Origin of the sequence: Mammaliicoccus fleurettii (genome assembly GCF_002018435.1) — a bacterium.
Classification (GTDB): domain Bacteria; phylum Bacillota; class Bacilli; order Staphylococcales; family Staphylococcaceae; genus Mammaliicoccus; species Mammaliicoccus fleurettii.
Genome location: NZ_MWJM01000007.1, coordinates 1 through 12,679, shown reverse-complemented (window position 1 = coordinate 12,679; position 12,679 = coordinate 1). Strand labels below are relative to the sequence as shown.

Below are 12,679 nucleotides of genomic sequence, written 5' to 3'. Positions count from 1 at the left end.
TTCTTGTATTATAAGCGTTTTTATATAAAGATTTAGTTTGTTATTGATAAGCTCAAAAGAGATTGTTATTTTTATATAAGAATATTATGGATATTAATCGAGAAGGGTGATTAAAATGGATAATAAGCAACCAAAAGAAATTATTTTAATTGGTGCTGGTATTTTAAGTACGACATTTGGTTCATTTTTGAAAAATGTTGAACCAGATTGGAATATTAAATTATTTGAAAGACTGGATCAGCCGGCTATTGAAAGTTCAAATGAAAAAAACAATGCTGGTACTGGACATGCTGCTTTATGTGAGCTTAACTACACGGTTGAGCAAGAAGACGGTTCTATTGATGTTGAAAAAGCTAAAGAAATCAATGAACAATTCGAAGTGTCTAAGCAATTCTGGTCATATTTAGTTAAGAGTAAAGCAATCGAAAATCCTAAAGAATTTATTAGACCATTACCACACATCAGTTTTGTAATGGGTATTCGTAATGTAGATTTCTTAAAACGTCGTTATGATGCATTAAAATCATTAGCGATGTTTGAAGGTTTAAAATATACAGAAGACCATAAAGTTTTAGAAGAGTGGATGCCTTTAATGATGCAAGGTCGTAATTCAAACGAACCTCTTGCTGCAAGTAAGATTAATGAAGGTACAGATGTAAACTTTGGTGAATTAACTCGTAAATTAGTTAAAAATATTGAAAAGCATGACCATGCTCAAGTACATTTCCGTCACGAAGTTGTAGACTTTAAACAACTTGAAAATAGTAAATGGGAAGTAAAAGTACGTAATCTTGCAACTGGTGAAACACAAACTCATGTAGCAGATTATATCTTTATCGGTGCTGGTGGTAATGCGATTCCTTTATTACAAAAAACAAAAATTCCTGAAAGTAAACATCTTGGAGGATTCCCAATTAGTGGTGCATTCTTAGTTTGTAACAACCCTAAAATTGTTAATGAACACGATGCGAAAGTATATGGTAAAGAGCCACCTGGCACACCACCAATGACAGTTCCTCACTTAGATAGACGTTATATTCAAGGAAAAGAAAGTCTATTATTTGGACCTTTTGCTGCAATCGGACCTAAATTCTTGAAAAATGGATCTAACTTAGATTTATTCAAATCTATTAATACAAGCAATGTTGTTACAATGTTATCATCAGGTGTTAAAAACTTATCACTTGTAAAATATTCAATTCAACAAGTAATGCAACGTAAAGAAGACCGTATGAAAGAATTACGTCGATTTGTTCCTAATGCTAAAGACGAAGATTGGGATATTCACATTGCAGGTAAACGTGTACAAGTAATTAAAGATACAGAAGAACATGGTAGAGGATTTATCCAATTCGGAACAGAAGTAGTAAATTCAGAAGACCATACAGTAATTGCTTTATTAGGTGAATCACCAGGAGCATCAACATCTGTATCAGTAGCATTAGAAGTTATTGAGAAGAATTTCCCTCAATATATTAAAGAATGGGAACCTAAAATTAAAGAAATCATTCCATCATATGGTGAATCTTTAATTGAAGATGCTCAATTATTACAAACAATCCGTAAACAAACAGCTAAAGAATTAGAATTAGAAGAATAAAATAGAATTGATCGTATGAAAGCAATATTCCGTAGAGGAATATTGCTTCTTTTTTTGTATTAATGAGTTAGTATCGAATAATTTGGACCTAGATTGTACAAAATATGCTATTTTTTCAAAAAATGAGGTAAGTTGTAGATTAATTCGTTAGTTAATCGAAGAGATAGGGAAAGTTGTAGATTAACTCGTTAGTTAATCGAAGAGATGAGGTAAGTTGTAGATTAACTCGTTAGTTAATCGAAGAGATGAGGTAAGTTATAGATTAACTCGTTAGTTAATCGAAGAGATAGGGAAAGTTGTAGATTAACTCAGTAGTTAATCGAAGAGATAGGGAAAGTTGTAGATTAATTCGTTAGTTAATCGAAGAGATAGTGTAAGTTGTAGATTAACTCGAAAGTTAATCGAAGAAATTGAATAATAATATTTAATTTATCAAATATTATTATTTTGAATTTTTTTGATAAAAGTATACTATTTCCCCCTTATTATCTAGTATATCGTCATAAATAGATATGTAATAAATAATTAAGTGTACTTCATAAAACTATATAAATATAGTTAAATATTTCCTTAACATTACTTATATAGTTAAAAATTCACTTGTCATGTGGGTTTGATTATTTTTTGAAATATTATATCTACAGTATGTGAGGAAGTACTAAGTGCTAGTTGTAAATATTTATTTTTAGTTATTAAAAAGATATTGTTGTATACCTTTTTACTTTTAATTTATATTTACACTATGTTATATTTGTATATGTAAGGGCTTACATTTTGTTGGGGAGGTCTTTTATGGATTGATTGTAATAATGAGAGATAGGGGATAATGGTATGCAAATTGCTTCGTTCGATGATTTAAAAGATATAGTTAAAACTGGTGATGTCATAGCACTTGCTGCTTTATCGGTAAGTAATTTACCAGCTAATGTTTTAAAACATATTGTTAATGCCCATGATAAATTTGGAAATATTGATGATTTAACATTTATGTTAGCTAATGATATAAGCGATTATCGTGGTGATGGATATGATCTAGATTCTTTTGTTAGTAGAGGTATGGTTAAACGTCTTATTATGAGTATTATTATTGGTTCGCCTAAAACAATTGAGGCAATCAAAGACAATGATTTAGAAGCATATTTCGTTCCACAAGGTCTATTAGCTACTCACTATAGAAATTCATCAAATAAGTTTCCAAACATGATTTCTAAAATAGGGTTACACACTTCTGTGGATCCAAGATACTCTGGCGGAAAAGTGAATGAAATGACTAAGGAAGATATTGTTTCTTTATTAGATATAAATGGTGAAGAATTTTTACAATATGATTTTCCTAAAGTTGATGTTGCTTTGCTTCGTGGTACATACGCTGATAACGAGGGGAATATTTATATGCACCAAGAAGCACATCTAGGTGAAGGATACGGTGTTGCTTTAGCTGCTCATCAAAATGGTGGGAAAGTGGTTGTCCAAGTTAAAGAAATTGTACAACATGGCAGTTTTAAACCAACTGAAGTATTTATACCTGGAGAACTTGTGGATTATGTATTTATAAATGATGACCCGAAACTTCATAGACAAACAATTCAACATTATTACAATCCGACAATATCTGGTGAGTACAAAGTGCTCAGCATGCCTGAACCAGTTAATAAATTCAGTACTCGAAAAGTGATATTAAGACGTGCTGCTCAATTTTTAAATGAAGGAAATGTTGTAAGTATTGGTTTTGGTATAAATAACGAACTTTCTAATTTATTAGTTGAGGAAAAAGTAGAAAACTCTGTACAGCTGAATATAGATACTGGTGTATTTGGTGGCATGATTGGCAGTGGTCAAAACTTTGGTTTGAATTACAACTTAGATGCTAAAATGCGACATGAAATGACATGGGATTTTATTTATAACGGTGGTTTAGACATCGCTTACTTGAGCTTTGCTGAAGTTGATCAGTTTGGCAATGTCAATGTTTCAAAATATGGCGATAGAATGAATGGTTGTGGGGGATTCATCGACATAAGCCAAACTGTTAAGAAAATTGTATTCTCGGGAACAATGGTAGTCGGAAGTCAGGCTACTTGCAATAATAAAGAATTAGTTATTGAACAAGAAGGGCACTCGAAAAAGTTTGTTGAAAATGTGCATAATATGGATTTCAATGCATCTTATGCTAAAGAATTAGGGCAAGAGATTTATTATGTAACTGAACGTGCTGTATTCCAATTAACTGATGATGGACTGAAATTGATTGAAATAGCTGCTGGGTTAGATTTAGAACGGGATATACTAGCAAACTTAGCATTTCAACCAATCATTGCTGATGAACTTAAAGTGACAGATCAGAATATTTATCAAGAAAATTGGGGAGGATTACATCAATACATTAAAGGCAATGGTTCAAACAAATAAGGGGGTAGTTTAATATGAATTACGATTGGATTAAAACAAGAGCGCATTATGATGAGGAAAAGGCAGCAATTATCGATCCATTAAAAGGTACAAAGTGGAGTTATCAAGAGTTGAATATTCGTGCTGAGAACTTAGCAAATCATCTTCAAGAACAAGGCGTTCAAAAAGGGGACGTTGTTGGTATATTCGCTCCAAATGATGTCGCATTATTAGATTTATTATTCGCTTCATTTAAAATGGGTGCAGTATACTTTCCGATGAACTGGAGACTTAATTCAAAGGAAATTGAAAGTGTAATAGAAGATTCTGGTGTTAAACTAATATTTTATGCCAATCGACATTTAAGTAGCTTAGAAGGTATTGCGGATGACTATTTGCATTTGGATATCGATTCACCAGAATATGATGAAGTTGTAAACCCTAAGAATCACAAACCTTTCAATACAGTAGATGTTGAGGGTGACGAGTTAGCTTCATTGATGTATACAAGTGGTACAACTGGTATGCCAAAAGGTGTCATGTTCACATATGATTCATTTACTGCAAATGGTATTAATACAGTTCTTACTTATAAAATCAATTCAGATTTCGTATCAATTGTTTCATTGCCAATGTTCCATGTATTTGGACTTAATGATTTAGTGTTACCGTTGTTAATGTCTGGTGGTTCGCTTGTATTACATCGATACTTTGAGGGTGAACAACTTAATGACTTAATGGCTGAATATAAACCTAATTACTTATCGCTTATACCAACTATGTATTATGCGATGTTAGTTGCACCGAACTTTAATCTGAAAAATTTTGATAATATAGATTTTCTTGTTCAAGGTGGATCAGCACCATTACCAGGCGTTCAGAAAAAATTTGAGAGCATGGGTTTAAATATCATTAATGGTTATGGATTAACTGAAGCACCGCTTGCATTACTGAATACACCGTCTAATTCTCTTAAAAAGCCTATGAGTATTGGTAAAGCAGTAATGTACGTTGATTTGAAATTATTTGATGAGAAGTTTAATGATGTAGAAGTAGGAGAAATCGGTGAATTAGCAATTAAAGGTAAACAGGTAACGCCAGGTTATTGGCATAAACAAGAAGAGACTGACAAGAATTTTCATGATGGTTACTTCTTAACAGGAGATCTTGCACGAATAGACGAAGATGGCGATATCTTTATCGTAGACCGTCGTAAAGAATTAATTATTACAGGTGGAGAAAATGTACTACCATCTGAAGTAGAAACAGTGCTTTCAGATCATCCACTTGTTGCACAATGTGTAGTTGTTGGATTTGAAAGTGAGAAATTTGGAGAATCGGTTTCAGCTGCAGTATTGCTAACTGAAAAGGATCCTGATTTTGAAGAAAAGTTAGATAAACATATGAGAGAGCATTTAGCGAGTTACAAAGTTCCTAGAATGTATTTATCAGTTACTAAGATGCCTTTAACAGCAACATCTAAACCTAATAAATTAGAAGTTAAAGAAATGATGAAGAGAAAAGCTGAAAAATTAAATAATAAAGAGGACTGATCATAGTCTAAAAAATTTTTAAATAATAATGTAAGCGCTTTAATAATATATGGAGGTCATAGATATGCCAACAAAATTAGAGATGTTAAAAGAATTATTTCCAGAAGATATATTGAATATTTCAAAAGATTTAACTGAAGGTGAAGTAAAGTTTTTAAAACAACTTAATGATTTATTAGAAGAAAAATATCGTCCGACTATTAATGAACATTGGGTAAACGCTACTGTACCAGAAGACTTCTTTGATGATATGGGGAAATTAAACTATTTCCAAAATCCATTATTATTTGAAGGCCGTGAAGGTGCTAAAACGACGAGTCAATTATTCCAATTTTTCTTATCTTACGTTGTAGCTAGATTTGACGTATCTTTAGTTACATTATTAGGTGTACACCAAGGATTAGGTCATAATTCATTCTTGTTCGGTGGTAGTAAAGAACAAATTGAATACTATATTCCTAAGTTACAATCACATGAATTAAGAACATGCTTTGCTTTAACAGAGCCAGAACATGGATCGGATGTAGCAGGTGGTCTTGAAACGACAGCAAAACGTGTAGGTGATAAATGGATTTTAAATGGTGAGAAGAAATGGATTGGCGGTGCGAATTTAGCTGATGTTATGCCTTTATATGCTGTAGATGTTGAAACAGGTAAACCAAAAGGATTCATCGTTAAACCTGAACAAAAAGGTGTAGATATTAAAGTTATAGAGAATAAAATCGCATTAAGAATTATTCCGAACACTATTATTAAGTTAGAGAATGTAGAAGTTGAAGAAGACCAAAGACTTCAAAATATTAATGGCTTTAAAGATATAGCAAGAATACTTTATTCAACGCGTGCTGGCGTAGCATACATGGCAACTGGAGCTATGGCAGGTGCATTACGTGCAACACTTGATTATGTAACAGAGCGTAAACAGTTCGGTAAAGAAATTAGTAAATATCAATTGATTCAAGAGAAATTAGCAATGATGCAAGGTAATTTATCTCACTCAATGGCAATTTGTGCACAACTTGCAAGAATGCAAGAGCATGGTGAATACGATGAAGTAGCTACTTCAACTGCCAAAATGATGAATTCCCTTAGATTAAGAGAATCAGTCGCAATGGGTCGTGGTATTACTGGTGGTAACGGAATATTAGCAGAATATGATATTGCGAGATTCTTCTCAGATGCAGAAGCAATTTACACATATGAAGGAACACATGAAATTAATGCATTAGTCATTGGACGTGCATTGACTGGCGATTCTGCATTTATTTAGTCTAACTAAATGACACAATATAATCTCAGAATAAATTAATTTGGAGGACTTTTTATGACGATAAATAAAGCAACCGTTCTAGGTGCAGGTACTATGGGTAGCCAAATTGCTGCACTATTAGTTAACGCAGGTTTAAAAGTAAAATTATTAGATATAGTAATAGATGAAAAAGATCCAAATAAAATTTCTAAAAAAGCATATGACGTAATAACAGATGCTAAAAGACCATTATTATTTGATTTAGAATTTGCATCAAATTTATCTTATGGCAATTTCCAAGATGATTTAACTGGTGAAGATGATGCAGATATTTATATTGAAGCGGTGAAAGAAGAATTAGATATTAAGCATCAAGTATGGAAACAAGTTACTCAAGTAGCAAAAGATAGTGCAGTATTTGCTACAAATACTTCAGGTATTCCGATTGAAGCGATTTCTAAAGCTTTTGATAAAAAAGATAAAGAACGATTTTTAGGACTACATTTCTTTAATCCGCCTCGTATTATGAAATTAGTAGAGGTTATCCCTAATAGCAATACTTCAGATGCAATAGTTGAAAGAACTCAAGTATTTGCAGAAGAAGTATTAGGTAAAGGTGTAGTAGTTGCAAACGATGTGCCAGGCTTTGTTGCAAATAGAGTGGGTACTCAAACGATGAACGATATTATGTATCGTGGTGAAGATCAAGGATTCTCAATTACTGAAGTAGATGCTTTAACTGGGAGAGCAATTGGTAGACCTAGTACTGGAACATACGGTTTGTCAGATTTAGTAGGTTTAGACATTGCGGTTACTGTTACAAGTGGTCTGCAAAAAGTACCAGAAGAAAAACCTTACTTTAAAGATACAAAAATTGCAGACACACTTATTAAAAATGGTTCGTTAGGTCGTAAAACAAAACAAGGTTTCTACAAAAAAGATAAAAAAACGAGACTAGTTTATGACATTGATTCAAATGAATATGTTCAACCTGAACAACCTAAATTTGAAATACTAGCAAAATTCGGCAAAGACTTACAATCGAATTTAGATGTAATCTTTAATGCTGAAGATGATGCAGGTAAATTCTTATGGGAAACATTAAGAAATAATTTCTATTATTCTGCGATTAACGTTCCTAAAGCGGCATCAGACTTTAAAGATATAGACCGTGCACTTGTATGGGGATTCAACTGGAAAAAAGGGCCGTTCCAACTTTGGGACTTAATGGGATTTGAACGCGTTAAAACAAGAATGAAAGAAGAACTTGGTGAATTACCTGAATGGATTGAACAACAAAACGGTTCATTCTATAAGGAAGATGAAACAATCGAACGCGTAACACCTACTTCAGCTTTTGTAGACCGAGAAGTTTGGAATAGAGAAGATTCTAATTTATCAGTAGCCAATAAAGATCAATTATTACTTAAAATACAAAGTAAAAATAATATTATCTCTGATGGCTTTGCAAGTGATTTAATTGAGTCTATCGATTTATTAGAACAAGAAGATTATACAAGTATGGTCATATACGCTGATGGAAACAACTTTAGTGTAGGAGCAAACTTATACTTAATGAAAAAAGCGCACGAAAGCAAAAAAGTAGAAGAGCTTGTTGGACCTGCAATTGATAAACTTCATGAAAGTTTCGGTAGAATGAAATATTCACTTAAACCTATCGTAACAGCTATACACGGTAGAGCATTAGGTGGTGGTTGTGAAATTGTATTACACTCACCATTTATAGTTGCAGCGAGTGAAACATATATTGGTTTAGTTGAAACAGGTGTTGGCTTATTACCTTCAGGTGGAGGATTAGCTGAGTTTGTAGACAGAACATTACGAACTGATCACAAAAATGATGATAAACAAGAATCTATTTCTAAAGTTCTTATGAATGTAGGTTTAGCTAAAGTTTCTACAAATGCATATGAAGCTAAGAAATATGGCTATTTAAGAGACATTGATACAATTATTTTCAACAAAGAAAAACGTGTTGAAGTGGCACTTAATAAAGCACGTTATGAATCTGAAACAAACTATGTACCTAAACCTAAAGCTCAATATCCAGCATTAGGTAGAGATTTCAAAGCGTTAGCTCAAGCTCAATTAGATGCTCAACGAATCGGTCACTTTATTAGTGATTATGATTATGAAATCACATTAAAAGTAGCTCATATACTTTCAGGTGGCGATTTACCACGTAATACGTATATCAATCAAAGATATATTCAAAAGCTTGAAAGAGAAGGTTTCTTATCACTTTTACAAAACGAAAAAACTTATGATCGTATTTCGCACATGCTAGAAAAAGGAAAACCTTTACGTAACTAATGAGTAGCTGAATAAGAGAGGATGGATATCAATGCAAGAAGCATATATAGTAGCATACGGACGCTCTGCTGCAGGGAAAGCTAAACCAGGTGGCGCATTATTTCACGAAAGACCTGATGAGGTTGCAGCTCAAGTATTAAAAGGAGTACTTAATAGAGTTGGGGGTTCATTTAATCCAAGCATGGTTCAAGATGTCATTGTCGGAAATTCTTTTCCTGAAGGTTTACAAGGACAAAATATCGCACGTTCAATTGCGTTGCTTACTGGATTACCAAATGAAGTTCCAGGTCAAACGGTCAATCGTTATTGTTCATCAGGACTTCAAACAATCGCAATTGCAGCAAATGAAATTATGTCAGATCAAGCTGATGTGCTCGTAGCTGGTGGTGTAGAACTTATGAGTGCAGTACCAATGGGTGGTAATGAACCTACAAATAGTCCAGAGTTGCAAGAAGCGGATACTGGCGTTTCATACCCAATGGGATTAACAGCTGAAATGGTTGCTGAAGAATATAAAGTTTCTAGAGAAGCACAAGACAAATATGCAGTAGAAAGCCATAAAAGAGCAGCTGAAGCACAAAAATCAGGGAAATTTGAAGATGAAATTATACCTATAAACGTGCATAAAGTGAGCTATGATAAAAATGGACCATCTATAACAAAAGAAGAATTTAAACAAGACGAATTAATACGACCTGATACAAATTTAGAATCTTTATCTAAATTGAGAACTGTATTTAAAGCAGATGGTACAGTAACAGCAGGTACGTCAGCACCACTTACAGACGGTGCAGGTTTTGTAGTATTGATGTCTGGAGACAAAGTGAAAGAACTAGGAATCAAGCCTATAGCTAAATTTGTTGGGTTCAAAGCAGTAGGGGTAGATCCTAAATTAATGGGTATTGGACCAGCTTATGCAATACCAGAAGTATTAGAATTAACAAACCTATCAGTAGATGATATCGATTTAGTAGAATTAAACGAAGCATTTGCATCACAAACAGTAGCTTCAATAAATGAAGTAGGTTTAGATATTAATAAAACAAACGTTAACGGTGGTGCAATAGCATTAGGACATCCACTCGGTGCAACCGGTGCAATGTTAACAGGTAAGTTATTATCTGAAATGAGTAAACGACCAGACACTAAATACGGTATGGTTACAATGTGTATCGGAGTAGGAATGGGCGCAGCAGGTATATTTGAATATGTAAGATAATAAGTAGAAAGCATTCGATTCTTTGAATCGAATGCTTTTTTAGTTAGAGAAATTGAGTTGTAAGGGTGAGTTGTAGATTAACTCGGAAGTTAATCTAAGAGATGGTGCGAGTTGTAGATTAATTAAGGAGTTAATCGAAGAGATGGCATAAGTTGTAGATTAATTAAGGAGTTAATCGAAGAGATGGCATAAGTTGTAGATTAATTAAGGAGTTAATCGAAGAGATAGGGTAAGTTGTAGATTAATTCAGAAGTTAATCGAAGAGATAGGGCAAGTTGTAGATTAACTCAGAAGTTAATCTAAGACATTTCCAAATTTAATGCCATAAAATAAGAAGCTGAGACAATTAATTGTCCCAGCTTCTATTCATTTTCGTTATGATACTATTTATTATATTTTTGTTTTTCGGCTTCTCTTAATTCTATTCGTCTGATTTTGCCTGAGTTAGTTTTTGGTAATTCAGTTACGAATTCGATTGCTCTTGGATATTTATATGGTGCTACATCTTTTTTGACATAGCTTTGTAATTCTTTTACGAGTTCGTCATTGCCAGTGATATCGTTTTGCAAGATAACGAATGCTTTTACGATGTTACCTCTTATTTCATCTGGGCTTGCAACAACTGCACATTCTTGTACTTTAGGGTGTTTAGTTAAAGAATCTTCTACTTCGAACGGTCCTATTGTATATCCAGAACTAATGATGATGTCGTCTTCTCTACCCATGAACCAGAAGTAACCGTCTTCGTCTAATTGAGCGCGGTCTCCAGTTACATAATAGTCACCTCGTTTTGATTTTTCCGTACGTTCTTCATCTTTATAGTATCCTTTGAATAATGATGGTGAATCTAATGAAACGGCTATGTCGCCAACTTTTCCATTTGTTATAGGTTCACCGTCTTCATCGATAACTGCTACGTGACTACCAGGTATTGCTTTACCCATTGCGCCTGGTCTACTTTCTGTATCTTTTAAAAATGCAATAAGTAATGTGTTTTCAGTTTGGCCATATCCATCTCTTACTTTAATGTTGAAGTTACTTTGGAATTGTTCTATTACTTCTTTATTTAATGGTTCACCTGCTGATACAGCACTGTGAAGATTTTCTAATGTATAGTCAGATAAATTTGGTAACTTAGCCATTAAACGATATTCTGTTGGTGTACAGCATAATGCGTTTATTTGGTGCTTTTCTAGTAAGTCTAAATATTTTGCTGCATTAAATTTACCGTTATATACGAATGCTTTTGCACCTGAACCTAGAATTGATAAGAAAGGACTCCAAATCCATTTTTGCCATCCAGGTGCAGCAGTTGCCCAAACAGTATCTGATTCAGTAATACTTAACCAGTGTTTTGGTGCAGTTTGTATGTGTGCATAACCCCAACCATGTGTATGAATAACAGCTTTAGGTAGTCCTGTTGTACCTGATGTATAAGATAAAATTGCGACATCATCTCTTTTTGTTTCATCAACAACTAGTTCTTCACTAGCTTCTTGTATTTCATCATCAATTGATATCCAATTTTCTTGTTTAGATCCTACAACAAATTTTGTTAATTGATTGAATTCTTTAATACCTTCAAATTCAATTGTGCATTGATCGATTACGACTACAGCATTAACTTCACCGTGTGTGATTCTATGTTGCAAATCTTTCGTACGTAACATTTCAGAACTTGGGATTATGATAATGCCAAGTTTAAGTGCTGCAATGTATATTTCATATGTTTTAATTGAACGAGGCATTAGAATGAGCACTTTATCGCCTTTTTTAAGACCGTGTTCTTTAAATATGTTTCCAACTCTATTAGCATTTTTTATAAGTTTTGAATAAGTAATAGTTTGAACTTTGCCTTCAACATCTTCAAAAACAATCGCTTCTTTAGATTCGTCGGCAGTATGTTTTTCGATTTCATTAACAATGTTGTATGTTTCTGGTGCTATTAAGTCTGAATTTTTCATGTTAATCTCCTCATTTTTTATTATTATTTTATTTTATCAGTGAATAATCATAAATACGAATAAATGAAACTATATGAAAACACGAGTATCTAATTATTTATATTTCATAAAAATATTGCAAATGTAAGCGATTTTTTGTTAACTTAAAGGAAAGTTAATTAAATCTTTACACTAGATTTACAATTATAGGTTAATATTCACAATGGTTACAAAAACTTTAAAGAGGTGTCTTATGGAACTGTCGGCTTTAGAAATTATCTTTACATTTATTGGTGGTTTAGGTATTTTTCTATATGGTATTAAGCAAATGGGTGATGGCTTACAAGCAGCAGCGGGAGATAGATTAAGAAGTATATTAAATAGATTTACGAG

At 33.0% G+C, this 12,679-nt stretch carries 7 protein-coding genes; 6 read left to right on the top strand and 1 reads right to left on the bottom strand.

All coding sequences use genetic code 11. The features are described 5' to 3' along the window. The first annotated feature begins 115 nt into the window (after nt 1–115). The 6 genes from mqo (at nt 116) to B2G86_RS07025 (ending at nt 10,343) form a co-directional block, all read left to right on the top strand. Nucleotides 116–1,600: a malate dehydrogenase (quinone) gene (mqo, locus tag B2G86_RS07050; RefSeq protein WP_078357428.1), complete on the top strand. Its 1,485-nt coding sequence runs from the start codon at nt 116–118 to the stop codon at nt 1,598–1,600. 831 nt (nt 1,601–2,431) lie between these two features. Next, the gene (gene fadX, locus B2G86_RS07045; protein WP_078357427.1) at nt 2,432–4,009 is read left to right on the top strand and encodes a fatty acid degradation protein FadX; all 1,578 of its coding nucleotides are present in this window, start codon (nt 2,432–2,434) and stop codon (nt 4,007–4,009) included. A 14-nt stretch (nt 4,010–4,023) separates the two neighbouring features. Continuing rightward, entirely contained in the window at nt 4,024–5,541 is a 1,518-nt protein-coding gene (gene fadD / locus B2G86_RS07040; protein ID WP_078357426.1) for a long-chain-fatty-acid--CoA ligase FadD, read from the top strand. Nucleotides 5,542–5,605: 64 nt separating this feature from the next. Then, on the top strand, nt 5,606–6,811 hold the full coding sequence (gene fadE / locus B2G86_RS07035) for an acyl-CoA dehydrogenase FadE (protein WP_078357425.1): 1,206 nt from the start codon (nt 5,606–5,608) through the stop codon (nt 6,809–6,811). A 54-nt stretch (nt 6,812–6,865) separates the two neighbouring features. Beyond that, entirely contained in the window at nt 6,866–9,124 is a 2,259-nt protein-coding gene (fadB, locus tag B2G86_RS07030; protein WP_078357424.1) for a 3-hydroxyacyl-CoA dehydrogenase/crotonase FadB, read from the top strand. A 31-nt stretch (nt 9,125–9,155) separates the two neighbouring features. Beyond that, nucleotides 9,156–10,343 (top strand): thiolase family protein, encoded by a 1,188-nt coding sequence (locus B2G86_RS07025; RefSeq protein WP_078357423.1) that lies wholly within the window; start codon nt 9,156–9,158, stop codon nt 10,341–10,343. A 383-nt stretch (nt 10,344–10,726) separates the two neighbouring features. Here the strand turns inward: B2G86_RS07025 and mbcS are convergent, their stop codons facing one another. Then, a complete protein-coding gene (gene mbcS, locus B2G86_RS07020) occupies nt 10,727–12,307 on the bottom strand; it encodes an acyl-CoA synthetase MbcS (RefSeq protein ID WP_078357422.1) in 1,581 nt (526 codons plus the stop codon). Nucleotides 12,308–12,679 lie beyond the last annotated feature (372 nt).